At 47.7% G+C, this 13,901-nt stretch carries 14 protein-coding genes and 1 tRNA gene; 1 reads left to right on the top strand and 14 read right to left on the bottom strand.

All coding sequences use genetic code 11. From position 1 onward, the window contains the following. Nucleotides 1–281: 281 nt before the first annotated feature. Nucleotides 282–358, bottom strand: a tRNA-Arg gene (locus tag PJI16_01570). Between the two features lie 231 nt (nt 359–589). On the opposite strand from PJI16_01570, the gene PJI16_01565 reads away from it, so the two are divergent. Further along, on the top strand, nt 590–901 hold the full coding sequence (locus tag PJI16_01565; protein MDT3776247.1) for a hypothetical protein: 312 nt from the start codon (nt 590–592) through the stop codon (nt 899–901). A 508-nt stretch (nt 902–1,409) separates the two neighbouring features. On the opposite strand, the gene PJI16_01560 is transcribed toward PJI16_01565, so the two are convergent. From PJI16_01560 to mnmG, 13 genes are all read right to left on the bottom strand, one after another. Next, a complete protein-coding gene (locus tag PJI16_01560; protein ID MDT3776246.1) occupies nt 1,410–1,850 on the bottom strand; it encodes a hypothetical protein in 441 nt (146 codons plus the stop codon). 34 nt (nt 1,851–1,884) lie between these two features. Beyond that, on the bottom strand, nt 1,885–2,856 hold the full coding sequence (locus tag PJI16_01555) for an RluA family pseudouridine synthase (protein ID MDT3776245.1): 972 nt from the start codon (nt 2,854–2,856) through the stop codon (nt 1,885–1,887). Nucleotides 2,857–2,889: 33 nt separating this feature from the next. After that, a complete protein-coding gene (locus tag PJI16_01550; GenBank protein MDT3776244.1) occupies nt 2,890–3,342 on the bottom strand; it encodes a F0F1 ATP synthase subunit epsilon in 453 nt (150 codons plus the stop codon). Beyond that, a complete protein-coding gene (gene atpD, locus PJI16_01545; GenBank protein ID MDT3776243.1) occupies nt 3,342–4,796 on the bottom strand; it encodes a F0F1 ATP synthase subunit beta in 1,455 nt (484 codons plus the stop codon). The genes PJI16_01550 and atpD overlap by 1 nt, the downstream gene beginning before the upstream one ends. A 193-nt stretch (nt 4,797–4,989) precedes the next feature. Next, entirely contained in the window at nt 4,990–6,510 is a 1,521-nt protein-coding gene (gene atpA / locus PJI16_01540; GenBank protein MDT3776242.1) for a F0F1 ATP synthase subunit alpha, read from the bottom strand. A 3-nt stretch (nt 6,511–6,513) separates the two neighbouring features. Then, nucleotides 6,514–7,053: an ATP synthase F1 subunit delta gene (gene atpH, locus PJI16_01535; GenBank protein MDT3776241.1), complete on the bottom strand. Its 540-nt coding sequence runs from the start codon at nt 7,051–7,053 to the stop codon at nt 6,514–6,516. Nucleotides 7,054–7,186: 133 nt separating this feature from the next. Then, a complete protein-coding gene (gene mnmA / locus PJI16_01530; GenBank protein MDT3776240.1) occupies nt 7,187–8,338 on the bottom strand; it encodes a tRNA 2-thiouridine(34) synthase MnmA in 1,152 nt (383 codons plus the stop codon). Beyond that, nucleotides 8,338–8,814 carry a polymer-forming cytoskeletal protein gene (locus PJI16_01525; GenBank protein MDT3776239.1) on the bottom strand — a complete coding sequence of 159 codons (477 nt, stop codon included), beginning with the start codon at nt 8,812–8,814 and terminating at the stop codon, nt 8,338–8,340. Before PJI16_01525 ends, mnmA begins: the two co-directional genes overlap by 1 nt. A gap of 106 nt (nt 8,815–8,920) precedes the next feature. Then, nucleotides 8,921–9,421, bottom strand: a complete 501-nt coding sequence (locus tag PJI16_01520; protein MDT3776238.1) for a polymer-forming cytoskeletal protein — start codon at nt 9,419–9,421, stop codon at nt 8,921–8,923. Nucleotides 9,422–9,578: 157 nt separating this feature from the next. Further along, nucleotides 9,579–10,436, bottom strand: coding sequence for a ParB/RepB/Spo0J family partition protein (locus PJI16_01515; GenBank protein ID MDT3776237.1), 858 nt, complete (start codon nt 10,434–10,436; stop codon nt 9,579–9,581). After that, the gene (locus PJI16_01510) at nt 10,414–11,181 is read right to left on the bottom strand and encodes a ParA family protein (GenBank protein MDT3776236.1); all 768 of its coding nucleotides are present in this window, start codon (nt 11,179–11,181) and stop codon (nt 10,414–10,416) included. The genes PJI16_01515 and PJI16_01510 overlap by 23 nt, the downstream gene beginning before the upstream one ends. Nucleotides 11,182–11,238: 57 nt before the next feature. Continuing rightward, nucleotides 11,239–11,898 (bottom strand): 16S rRNA (guanine(527)-N(7))-methyltransferase RsmG, encoded by a 660-nt coding sequence (rsmG, locus tag PJI16_01505; GenBank protein MDT3776235.1) that lies wholly within the window; start codon nt 11,896–11,898, stop codon nt 11,239–11,241. Nucleotides 11,899–12,013: 115 nt separating this feature from the next. Next, nucleotides 12,014–13,876 (bottom strand): tRNA uridine-5-carboxymethylaminomethyl(34) synthesis enzyme MnmG, encoded by a 1,863-nt coding sequence (gene mnmG / locus PJI16_01500; protein ID MDT3776234.1) that lies wholly within the window; start codon nt 13,874–13,876, stop codon nt 12,014–12,016. Nucleotides 13,877–13,901: the final 25 nt, after the last annotated feature.

The raw sequence follows: 13,901 nt of genomic DNA, 5'->3' as shown, positions 1-13,901 counted from the left end.
CCCTACAAAAAAACCTCCGAGGTTGTTAACCCAATCGGCTATTTGAACCACTCATTTCTTTGAATCAGGGCATCGGCATCAACTTGGGAATGGTGATTGGGCAACAATACTTTTATGTTTGCCCCTATTGAAGTTCTGCCATGAAGCAGCCGGAGGGAATTAATACAAAAGGAAAATTGACAGTCCCTAATTAATACGTGAATAACTCTAAAAATCACGTTTACGTGTTGTAACCTACGAGTGGTGGTATTAAATCATCAAGTCAACAGAGGAAATTTAAATGGTGCGCCCGGAGGGACTTGAACCCCCAACCCTCGGCTCCGAAGGCCGATGCTCTATCCAATTGAGCTACGGACGCATAAGGAGCTGACTTTATACATCCCGCCAAGGTCCCCGTCAACCAGGCTGTCATCTCTTCAGGGTTCCTCTAGCTGTTTCGGTTTCTTTCCATCCACTAAAGTGATTTGATCAACTAGTAAATTTGACCAGTTTGGCCCATCCGTCTGGGGAATAGTCGCAGAAGCTCCTGTTGGGTTGAAATAGGCTTGAGTAAGAAATCTTTGCAAATTTTCCAAAAGTCAGGAATCACATGATACGTACCGAACAACTGGCCCACGACACCATCATGTTTCATGTGCGAGGGCAGTTTAATAAACAGGTTGCCAAAGAATTGAGTTTGTCGGTCTTTCGTTCCTATCACTTAGGGTTCAAGACATTTCTTTGCAATCTGTACCTGGTAATGGTGTTTGATAAGGATGCACATTACCACCTGACATTGATTGGGGAAGGGTTACGAGTTAAAGGAAGAAACTGGCGAGTAATTAGACCCCCCTCTTCGAGCGGAAACCAGCTTATCCTCCGCACGAATCTTCAGTTGCTTACTCCTGCAAACTTGAATTAATTTTCCTGCTTAGGTTCTAACTCCAAGTGCAACAGGGAGTTCATAGCTTTTTCTATCAGGCGGTTCGTAACCTATGAGGGTTTACCATTGGCCAAGAGCTATTGGACTGTCCCCACGACCATAATCTCTTTCTAGGTTCTCCCAGTCACTAAGGCCATTGCAATATCAGGCTTATCCCTTTTCAAAGAATGTTGCACTTGGAGAAACCGCCCTGTTAAAAAAAAAGACGTTACCGACTATCTTCCCTCGGTGTAAATAAAAACCTCCATGTCCGGCTCTCACTTAAGCCCTTCTTGAACTCACCTGATAACTATAAATTTTGCCCCTCTCCAATTTTTTGTAATCCCTGCTGACTTCCGGCCAGAATGCATATCATTTGTGGCGGGGATAGAGATTCGATTACCAATTTGTGGAATGAAGGAAGGGTGGAGTTAAAGCAAAGAAAACGGGAGATCGTTCCGTTTGATCTCACAGGGAATTTCTCTGCGACTATTCCCCAATGTCATGATTAATACGATTCAGGGGTGGGGAGATCGACTTCGGATTGGGTGGCTTCCGGGACGAGTTTTTCTAATCGGCGATGATAATCACGAAGACGTTGCTGTTGAGGTGGAGTGAATTTAATAGTTTCCTGATTGTGCAATTCCACCAACTGTTCGACGCATTGTAACAGGGGAGGAACGGCGTCAAATACTTTCCCCGCCTCAAAGGCTTCTAAGGAATCGACAAACAACGGTGGGAGAGTTTTGTACGTCAGTCCAACTCGGTCACGAAATCGATAGACCGTGGTTTCATAGGCATCGACTGCCTCCGGAGTCGGACGAATTCCAGCAGACAATGCCAGCATGGACTTGGCCGGTACCTTGGCAGCAAAAGCCGCTAGACCAGCAATCAGTTCTCCTAAGGTGTCAACTACCTGCCCAGGTTCCAGCTTGGCCTCGTTTTTCATAGGTTCAAATCTACTCCAATCGCTTGGTTGCTTGTCAAGACAGCAGTAGGTCTTCCTTGCCCTTCAAGGCATTCAGTACCGTCGCCATATCTTTCGGCAACTCTGCTGCAAATGTCACCATTTTATTAGAAACAGGATGCACGAAGCCGAGAACCTTGGCATGTAACATCACCCGGGGAATGGCCATCCCTTCTACAAACATAACTTTTTTCCCACCATAGGTTTGATCACCCAGGATCGGACATCCGATAGCCTTGAGGTGAACTCGTAGCTGATGCGTGCGTCCTGTACCAGGGAATAACTCCACATGGGCGGCCGCTGACCCAAATCGCTCCCTTACCCTGAAACTGGTCAACGATTCCTTGGGGTTGGTTGTGCGTGCGGAAAAAGTTTTTCGGTCTTTGGTATCCCGTCCGATCGACAACTCAATCCGGCCTTCCCGTGTCTTTGGTCCTCCCCACACAATCGCTTCATAAACTCGAGTGATGGAATGGGCTTTAAATTGTCCTGCCAATAATCTGTGAGCCTGATCATTTTTCGCCACGACTAAGATACCTGTCGTTTCTTTGTCCAGACGATGAACCAGCCCCGGACGCTCCTTCCCTCCAATTGATGAGAGATGCCCTTCACCGCTTTTCATGTGATGCAGGAGCGCATTCACTAAGGTCCCAGTCCAATGGCCTGGTGCCGGATGAACGACAAGGCCTGCAGGTTTATTGAGAACCAACAGGAATTCATCCTCATACAGGATGACAAGGGGAATAGGTTCAGGATTAATTTCCACGGGCTCTGGACGTGGTACGACCAGCACAACGCAATCACCAGGCCTAACCTTGTGGCTGGGTTTCACAACCTGACCACCGACGGTAATATGGCCGTCCTCAATTAATCGTTGGAGAGCTGTCCGGGAAAAATATGGTTCGCGGTTGGCAAGAAAATGATCGAGGCGCTTGGGCGATTCGCCTGCGGTGACGATGAACTCCGTCCGCGTAGCGACATGCGGCATGGCAGGTAAAAACGAACGGGGTGGTCAAAAACTCTATAACAGGCGGGAACCGCCCTGTTGGCGGCGGCCGGCAATCTTTTGTCGAAGACGGGCTTTTTCCAAACTGACCCGAGCTTCTTCTACTTCCGATGGCAAACCACCTCGCTCCAGACGCTCCTCTGCTTTTCGAACGGCATCCTCGGCGCGTTCCACATTAATATCCTCTGCTTTTTCGGCGATTTCTGCCAGAATCGTCACCTTTGTCGGCGTGACTTCCGCAAATCCCCAAAGTACAGACATATATTCGGTCTGTTCACCCACACGGTAATGAAGCTCGCCAATCCGCAAAGTGGTCAGAAAATGACAATGGCCAGGAAGCACCCCGAAATCGCCTTCGCTTCCGGGAGCCGACACATAGTCGACTTCCTTACTGAGCAAGCGGTGCTCCGGTGTGACTACCTCCAAAAGGATCTTCCCTGAGGACTCTGTTGCAGCAGAATCAGCCATTATTTTTTATATCCAAGCTTTTCCGCTTTTTCAATGGCCTCTTCAATCGGTCCAACCATATAGAAGGCCTGCTCTGGTAAATGATCATATTTACCATCCACAATTTCTTTGAAGCTTCGAACCGAATCAACGAGCTTGACGTATTTCCCAGGGGATCCCGTAAAGGCTTCGGCCACATGGAACGGTTGAGAGAGAAACCGTTGGAGTTTTCTGGCCCTCGCCACTAATTGTTTGTCGTCTTCCGACAATTCGTCCATACCTAAAATCGCGATAATATCCTGGAGATCTTTATACCGCTGCAAGGTGCCTTGTACCCGTTGCACCACCTGGTAATGTTCCTCACCCAAAATATGGGGATCTAAAATTCTGGAAGTGGAGTCCAAAGGATCGACCGCAGGATAGATGCCCAACTCCGCCAGTTGCCGGGACAACACCGTGGTGGCATCCAAATGGGCAAATGCCGTAGCCGGGGCGGGGTCAGTCAGGTCATCGGCCGGCACATAAATCGCTTGAACGGACGTGATAGATCCCTTCTTGGTCGACGTGATCCGTTCTTGCAAGGTCCCCATCTCCGTACCCAGCGTCGGTTGATAGCCCACGGCTGATGGCATTCGACCGAGCAAGGCCGAAACCTCTGATCCTGCTTGAGTAAATCGGAAAATGTTGTCGACAAAAAGGAGCACGTCCTGATGCTCCTCATCACGAAAATATTCCGCGATGGTCAGTCCGGTGAGACCCACCCGGAGACGCGCTCCGGGTGGCTCATTCATCTGACCATAAACCAAAGCGGCTTTTGATTTGGTGAAATCATGGGGATCAATGACCTTAGAATCCTGCATTTCATGCCAGAGATCATTGCCCTCACGGGTCCGCTCACCAACTCCGGCAAAAACTGAAAACCCGCCATGGTGGAGAGCGATGTTATTGATAAGTTCCATAATGATGACGGTTTTACCCACACCGGCACCACCGAACAGGCCGACCTTTCCCCCTTTGGCATATGGCTCCAACAGGTCGATGACTTTAATTCCGGTTTCCAATATTTCTGTTTTGGTTTCCTGGTCCTCTAATGCAGGAGCCGGACGATGAATAGACCACCGTTTTTGCGTTTTGACTTCGCCGAAGCCATCAACGGGATCTCCCAAGACATTAACCACTCGTCCCAGAGTTTCCTTGCCTACGGGAACAGAAATAGCGGCACCGGTATCCCTTACCTCCAAACCCCTGACCAGTCCATCCGTTGAGGACATGGCGACCGCCCGCACACGGTTTTCCCCTAGGTGTTGGGCTACTTCCAATGTGACCTTATCCGGCTGTCCGCTCTGATCTCCTGAATTATTGGTGATCGTTATGGCATTAAAAATATTTGGAAGTTTTCCTGGCGGAAACTCAACGTCCACCACCGGTCCAATGACTTGAATGACTTTTCCAATTCCGAGATCCGTACCCACCATAGACTCCTTGGTTGAAAAAGATTGGTGAACGGCACACGGAGTCCCGTGCCCGGCCAGGATCAACCTTCGAATTATTTAGAGGACTCTGAGCCTCCCACAATATACATGTTCACGGCATTAGTTATTTTCTGAGTGTATTTAATAGAAGAAATTTTCTGTCGAAGACTTTGAAGACTCGGCATAGCAAATAACTTTACCCCGCTTGATCGTAGCCTTTGGACTGTTTAAATTCTGAAACGATGTTTTTTAACTTACCCCCAAATTCCTCATCAATTTTCTTTTTGGTCACAACCTCTTCCCTGATATTGGGATACTTTTCTTTAATGAAGGCTAAAAGGCTTTGTTCAAATTCCCTGATTTTATTCACAGGAACATTATCAAGAAACCCATTCACTCCCGCAAAAATTGACAAAACCTGATCTGCCACAGGCAGGGGTTTGTACTGATCCTGTTTAAGCAACTCTACCATGCGTGCACCCCTGGCCAATTGGGCTTGGGTGGCTTTGTCCAATTCACTTCCAAATTGCGAAAAGGCCGCCATTTCACGATATTGGGCCAAGTCAAGCCTGAGCGTCCCTGCAACTTGTTTCATCGTTTTAATCTGGGCCGAACCACCCACGCGGGATACTGACAACCCAACGTTAATCGCTGGCCGAATACCTGAATAGAACAAGTCGGCAGCTAGATAGATCTGCCCATCGGTAATAGAAATTACATTCGTGGGAATATAGGCAGAGACGTCACCTGCCTGCGTTTCAATAATCGGCAATGCCGTCAAACTGCCTGCGCCTTTTTCATCACTCATCTTGGCTGCCCGCTCTAATAAGCGGGAATGCAAAAAGAACACATCACCCGGATAGGCTTCACGGCCTGGTGGACGTCGAAGGAGAAGGGAAAGCTGGCGATAGGCAGTCGCATGCTTGGACAAATCGTCATATACAATAAGCGCATGCTTCCCGTTGTCACGGAAATATTCCGCCATGGTGACACCGGCATACGGTGCAAAAAATTGTAGCGAAGCCGAATCGCTGGCTGTGGCAGACACCACCGTGGTGTACTCCATGGCTCCATGGTCTTCCAAGGTTTTCACCACTCGAGCTACCGTCGATCGTTTTTGCCCGATAGCCACATAAAAACAAAAAACACCCAGACCTTTTTGATTGATGATGGTGTCAACGGCAATGGCTGTTTTCCCAGTCTGACGGTCTCCAATAATTAGCTCCCGTTGGCCTCGCCCGACAGGAATCATGGCATCAATGGCCTTGAGCCCAGTTTGAAGTGGTTCTCCGACTGATTGCCGATCAACTACACCAGGTGCCCGAACTTCGATAAGGCGTGTTTCCGTGGTATTGATCGGTCCCTTTCCATCAATGGGCTTCCCAATGGCATCGACCACGCGACCGACCAGCGCCTCCCCAACAGGGACCTCAGCAATTCGCCCGGTGCGCTTCACCGGATCACCTTCGCGAATCCCCACATCTTCACCCAACAGGACCGCTCCCACACTATCTTCTTCCAGGTTCAATGCCACCCCGTATACTCCACCAGGAAATTCCAACAACTCCCCTGCCATCGCCCCTTCCAGGCCATAGACCTTGGCAATATTATCACCTACCTGGATGACGTAACCCATTTCTTTGACGTCAACCCGTTGCTCGAATCCTTTTATTTTTTCCTTAATGATGGAGCTGATTTCTTCTGCTTTGATCTGCATGGATTATCCCTTCGTCAACTGATCGTGCATACCGGCTAGTCGGCCAGACACCGTATTATCAAATACCAGGCTGCCAATTTGTATTCTCAATCCCGCAATAAAATGGGGATCCACCTCAAAAGCCACTTCCACCCCATGGTGCAGCGATTGAGACAAGTTTTGCTTGATCTGTTCTTTCTCGGCCGCTTGTAATGGTTTGGCCGAGCCCACACAGACTTGCTGAACTCCCTGTTGTTGAGATGCCAAATCCGCAAACGCCTCTGAAATTTCAGGGAGCAACATAGCCCGATTCTTTTTCAACAGTTGAGTGAGGAAATCCCGCATGACTGGAGGGGCTTCCATCCGTCGGCTCAATTCATTCAGAACGGCCTGTTTTTCCTCAAAATTAAAGACAGGTGAAGCGAGGACATGCTTCAAGGCAGGGGTTTCCTCCAAGCCCTGTTGCAATGCGCTTAAGGCACTTCGTGCGGGCTCAACACCCGATTTATCGAGCAGTTGGAAAAGCGCCGATGCATATCGGCGCCCAATGGTGCTTTTATTCACAGTTTACAGAAATTCCAGGCAGCCACGGGTTGAACGGAACTGGGCGTGTGCTAAGCGGGTGAAAGTAGCATGAGTGATAAAGGCTGTCAACCGCAAAGAGCGGATGTAAAGGGATTTTTTAACTAATTCCGTATTAACGTGGGAGTGACTCAACGGGGATGGGCTCCTCGCACATCTGAATGCCTTTTTTGTGAGTTGGCCCTTGAATGATTCCTCCTCCCAATACACGATCACCCAGATAAAATACGGCTGACTGGCCGGGGCTTAAAGCCCGAACAGGTGAATCAAACATTATTGTCATCGAGGTGGAGCCTGCCCATCGGTGAATAGCTGAGACGGGAGGAGAACTATAACGAAATTTCACATCAATTTTTGGAGTATTTCTCAATGTCTCCTGGGAGAAAATATTCAAATCTGAAACCAGACATTCTCTGCTATCTAAATCCTCGGCAGGACCCAAAACCACCATATTTTTTTCCGGTTCCACGCGCTGTACATACAACCGGCTTCCTCCGGAAATACCCAAACCTTTTCGTTGCCCTGGCGTATAAAACGCGACGCCTTGATGCTGCCCTAGCTCCTTACCCTTCCCATCCACGAAAGTACCAGGAATTGAAGCCTGAGGTGCATGCTGCTTGAGGAATTGACGGTAATCACCTTGCGTCACAAAGCAAATTTCCTGGCTTTCTTTGAGTTCGTCCACTGGCAGGCCCATGGCCTCCGCTTCCTTCCAGACGTCAGGTTTTTCCATTTCCCCTAAAGGGAACATCATTTTTGAGAGCCAACTGGGTGGTATACGATAGAGAAAATAAGATTGGTCTTTTTTGACATCCTGCCCACGAACCAGGAAAGGGGTCCCTGCTTCATCGTGTCTGATATTGGCATAGTGGCCGGTCGCAATAAAGTCAGCTCCAAGATCATCCGCCACCTGGAAGAGACCTCCAAATTTCACTCGTTCATTACACCGAACACAGGGATTAGGTGTGGTTCCTTCAATATAACCCCCAATGAAGTCATCTATGACTCCCTTCTGAAAGCGTTCGCGGGTATCGATGACCTGGTGAGAGATCCCCAATAGTTCTGCCACATGCCTGGCCATTCCCACCTTACAGCATCCTCGCTCCTCCCAACGTTTGGAAACGGAGGACTCATCCTCTTCCTCCCAGACCTTCAATGTGACCCCGATAACTTCGTGGCCCTGCTGCTTTAATAGTTTGGCTGCAACGGAGCTATCCACGCCTCCGCTCATTCCCAAGACAACCCTTTTGGAAACTGAGAATGGCATTAGCGACTCAACGGCTCTGTTTCTAATTTTTTTTCTATTTTTTGCTCTACCTTGGGAATCGTCTTGCCCTGTCCATTCGGGATACCTTTATTGTCGATAGGTGCCTCTAATTTCGGAGCCGAACCCATATCGCACTCGCCTTGGAAATACACGCCTTCTTCCATGGCAAAAATAGGAGCATGAACATCACCAATGAGAACCGCCGGCTTCAGAAGTTGGATTTTTGATTTTGCGGTGATGACACCCTCAATCCGGCCACTGTTCACAATGGTCCCGCCTGTGATGGTCCCTTTGATAACGGCACTTTCACCTATGATGAGGGTATCATCAATCGTGATTTCACCTTCAAAGTTTCCATCTACCCGCACTGTTCCCTCAAATTGAGCTTTACCTTTAAAGTCGACACCCTTACCCAAAAATGTATAAAATTCCTGGCCAAAGCCCAAGTCCTTTTTCTTGTCTTTTTCACCCCACATACATCGTTTCTCCTCTCATCCAGTAAAGAGCCATCAGGTAGCAGGCTGGGATCTCCATGACCACCTGGAAACCAGCCGCCTATTTTTTGCAGAAGACTGCCTGGCTTTATTTCACCTTCACCGCTTCTTCTACCGAAATTACAAGTTTGGTCTCTTTGCCTTTTCGCTCATTTTTTTGGGGCATATTGCAGGTGCCATTAAACAAAACCCCCTCATCCATCGACAAAAGAGGGGCAGTAATTTTACCTACAAAAACTGCTGGGGCTAACAATTTAACTCGATGCTTGGCCTCAACATCCCCCGTCAATTGTCCCTGACACATAATGGTTCCAGCATGAATTTTGGCAGCGATGACCGCTTTTTGCCCAATAATTAAATTACCATCGGTATATATTTCACCCTCCAGGCGGCCATCCACCCGAACCGTTCCCTGATACCGAATGGTTCCCTTGAAGGTCACCTCTTCACCAACAAAGGCAATGATATCACCTGATTCAGGCTGGCTGCCTGAGACCACCGGACCGTCAACCACAGCTGGTTCCTTCTGCTCACCTTGACTCATTTCTGCCGCATCCTGACCGTTTTCTTCCTTTTTGTTGAAAAACATGAGCCCCTCCCTCCTCGATAACTGTGCGCTCCAATTCCTTCATACCTGGCTAGGTACCCATTAAAAATAACTCCACCATTTTCCATCAGCATGATCCTTCACCCCTATCAGGAGAGGCCTTCTGACACAGAAGCCATTCCGCTAGTACATTCAAATTCTATTCCAAAACCAGTGAAGTAATCCGATCCAGCTCATCATCGGAAAAATAATGGATGATGACCTGTCCTCCCCTGTTTCCGGACTTCACCTGCACTTTAGTTCCCAATCGTTTTCGAAATTGCTCCTCCAGGTTACGAAATCTATTGGGTTCCTCTTTCTTCGATTTGGCGAATTTGCCTTTTTTGTGCACGGCAATCATCTGCTCAATTTGCCGAACCGAGAGTTGCTCGGAAACAATTTTGCGGGCAAGCTGGAGTTGTGCTGCCGGAGTTGGAAGACCTGCCAAGACCTTCGCGTGGCCTAAACTGATGGCCCCCGTCTCAATATACTCCTGAACATCTTTAGGCAGCGAGAGCAGCCTGATAATATTCGCGATGGAGGAGCGATCCTTTCCTACGGAGCGGGAAACCAGATCCTGAGTCAAGCCAAATTCCCCCATTAGCCGTGAATAGGCTTTGGCTTCCTCCATAGGATTGAGATTCTCACGCTGGATATTTTCTACCAACGCGATCGCTAAAGCCTTCTCGTCGTTGGAATTTCTCACCAGGACAGGAATGGTAGACAATCCGGCAATTTTCGCCGCTCGAAACCGGCGTTCTCCGGCAATCAGTTCGTACATGCCATCGCCTTTTCTCCTGACGACAATTGGCTGCAGTACGCCATGCTCTTTGACGGATTGGGCTAATTCATCTAATTCTGCCTCAAAAAATGTGGTTCGGGGCTGGTACCGGTTCGGGAGAATCTGGTCAAGTGGAACCATGGATACTGCCTGACCATCCTGCTCCACTTTCCAGACAAGAGTCTTTTTTTCTGGAAGCAGGGCCTGAAGCCCTTTACCTAATGCTTTCTTTTCCATTCCTCAAAATCTCCTTGGCGAGGTCAAGATATGCCTTAGCTCCACTAGACGCGGCATTATAGGACAGAACCGGCTTCCCATGGCTGGGCGCTTCAGCCAATGCCACATTCCTTGGGATAACAGTCCGAAAGACTTTCTCTCCAAAAAACCCTCGAATTTCATCTTGCACCTGCCGCGAAAGATTAATTCTTGAATCATACATCGTCAACACAATGCCTTGAATCTCCAGATTCGTGTTAAATGACTCCCGAATCCTTTCGACATTTCCCAATAACCGACCTAATCCTTCCATTGCATAATACTCGCACTGCACCGGAATAATCAGGCCAGATGCTGCGACAAGAGCATTAATCGTCAAGAGTCCGAAGGCGGGCGGACAATCGATGATAATAAAATCATAATCCAGAATTCCGTCCAACACACTTTTCAGAATAGTTTGCCGATCAGGGAGATTTGTTAGTTCGATTTCCGCTCCGACCAAATCGCCCTTTGAGGCTACGACACTCAGTCCGCTTATGTCAGTAGGTAATATTACCTTCTCAATCAAACGTCTTTCCATTAAACATTCATAAATTGTCACGCCTTGAGGCTCAATGGACAACCCACTGGTCGCATTGGCCTGTGGGTCCAAATCAATCAATAGGACAGATTTTCCAGATATGGCCAAAGCCGCGCAAAGGTTGATGGACGTAGTAGTTTTTCCCACTCCGCCCTTCTGATTGGCAATGGCAATGGTCTGTTTCAAGATAATTCCATAAAAATTCTTATGAATAGTTCCACGTGGAACATGGCAATGGCCAGATTATGGCGCAAATTTTAAAATCGACAAGACACGACTTCCATACTCAAACGGCAATTCATAGGAGAATTCTTCAAACACTTCCATGCCATCGAGCCGAGAATTATTGTCAATACTTTTGGATCGAAATACAACTAGTTTCCCGGTTTTTTTTAAAATGTGCTTAAGATACGGCAAAATATGGTCTACATTGACCCCTTTACATATGGCGAAATCACACTTTTCATCATCCACCACCATAGAATCAAAGTCTTCCAACCGAACTTGGAGAACGGAAGTCTTTGGCAACTCAAGTTTTCCAATAATATAATGGAGGAAGGCCGTCTTATTGGATCTGGGCTCCATTAACAAAACATCAAGAGCAGGCAAAGCCAGCTTGAGCGGTATTCCCGGAAACCCTCCTCCTGTCCCAATATCAACAATCTTTGCATCAGCTTTGTTTCCCAGCGCCAAATGTCCAGCCAAGGAATCAACAAATAGCAAAATGGTCCGCTCCCTGTCCGTACGAAGACCGGTCAGATTAATCGACCGGTCCCAACGACACAATTCATCATAATACAAACCAAATTTACCAAGTGTTGCCTCGGTGAAAGAAAGCCCAAGCTTCTGAGCCCCGCGATTGAAATGATCTATGAAATTAAATGATTGATCGCTTTGTTCCACGTGGAACATTCCTACTTATATGAATCTTAAAGTGAGAAATTGTTTTTGGGCTTAATGAATATGGAATTTGCCAAAAAACGGATTTATGCTGATACTGACGAATGAATATACCGAACTAGCTGGCCTTTTTATGTTTTTCGACCGCAACAAGGAGAAGTGAAATGGCGGCAGGAGTCATTCCAGAAATTCGTGAGGCCTGACCAATGGATGAAGGGCGAACTTTTTTTAGTTTTTCAACAACTTCATTTGAAAATCCTTTGATATCATCATAATTAAAGTCATCCGGGACATGACGATGCTCTAGTTTTTTAAATTGCCCTATAAGCTGTTCCTGCCGCTTAATATATCCCTCATATTTGATCGTTATTTCAACAGCCTCAACTACGTCAGGATCATCCTCTTTTGTTCCATTTAAGAATTGAGCCAAATGATGATATGACACCTCATGCCTTCGAAGCAGTTGAGCAAGTGACGAGTTTGGTGCAAAACTTTCCATTGGAATGATGTCATCATGAACCAAACCCGATGACTTAGGAGCCGTGGCATGAAGTCTGTTTATCTCACGTTCGATCTTTCCCTTTTTTTCTTGAAAGGTATCAAACGTACCCTGAGATACAAGCCCGATGCGATAACCTTCCTCCATTAAACGAAAATCGGCGTTATCCTCTCTGAGTAGAAGCCGATATTCAGCTCTTGAAGTGAACATTCTATAGGGCTCACGTGCATCTTTTGTGATCAAATCATCAATTAATACGCCGATATAGGCCTGAGATCTATCTAAAATTAGCGGTCTGTCTTTCTTCACCTGAAGCGCAGCGTTAATACCGGCCATGATTCCCTGGGCGGCCGCTTCTTCATAGCCGGAAGTCCCATTTATTTGCCCGGCATGAAAGAGTCCCTTAACGAGCTTCGTTTCCAAGGTTTCATGGAGTTGTCGTGGCGGAAAGTAATCGTATTCAATCGCATAGCCGGGCCTGAGAAAAACCGCCTGTTCAAGACCCGGTATAGTCCGGACAAATGCCTGCTGGACGTCTACCGGCAGACTGGTTGAAATTCCATTCGGATAAAATGACCGTGACTCAAGAGTTTCAGGTTCCATGAAAATTTGATGTCTGTTTTTATCCGCAAACCTGACCACTTTATCTTCAATAGAGGGACAATATCGTGGACCAGTTGATTCAATGATTCCGCAGTACATAGGAGACCGATCAAGATTTTCCCTTATAATTCGATGTGTTTCATCATTCGTATAGGTAATGTGGCAGTGAATTTGTGGGTTGGGAAGGGTAGTGGTTCGAACGGAAAATGGTCGAGGGACCGCATCACCAGGCTGCGGAATCATGACGTTGAAATCAATTGAATCCCGGTCAATCCTCGGAGGGGTTCCTGTTTTTAGCCGTCCAATTTCAAAACCGAAGTCTCTCATGCAATCCGATAGATTCTCCGCAGAAGGCTCGCCCGCTCGCCCGCCGGGAAGATGGTTCAATCCAATATGCATGAGTCCCTTCAGAAAGGTTCCCGAAGTCAGGACAACCGCTTTCGTGAGAATTGTTTCTCCGCTATTGGTCATCACACCATTGACGGCACCGCCCTGCGTAAGAATCCGATCAACGGTGCCTTGGATAATTGACAAATTATCCTGCCTGCTTACGGTATCCTGCATTCTATTGGCGTAAATTTGTTTGTCACATTGGACTCGTGTAGCGCGGACGGCCGGTCCCTTCCGCATATTGAGCACACGGAATTGAATGCCGGATTGGTCGGTATTCCATCCTATTTCTCCCCCGAGGGCATCAATTTCTTTAACGAGATGGCCCTTCCCAATCCCTCCTACGGCAGGATTGCATGGCATTGTGGCGATTTTTTTTAAATCAATCGTCACCATCACCACCCTACACCCCATCCTGGCGGCTGCAAGGGCTGCCTCACACCCGGCATGGCCACCTCCGACGACGACAATGTCACATTCCCTACTCATGAGTTAGTATTCTGTTTTTTATGAA

Origin of the sequence: Nitrospira sp. MA-1 (assembly GCA_032139905.1) — a bacterium.
GTDB lineage: Bacteria > Nitrospirota > Nitrospiria > Nitrospirales > UBA8639 > Nitrospira_E.
Note: the sequence above shows the minus strand (reverse complement) of the source record. Positions and strands in the feature narration are given on the sequence as shown.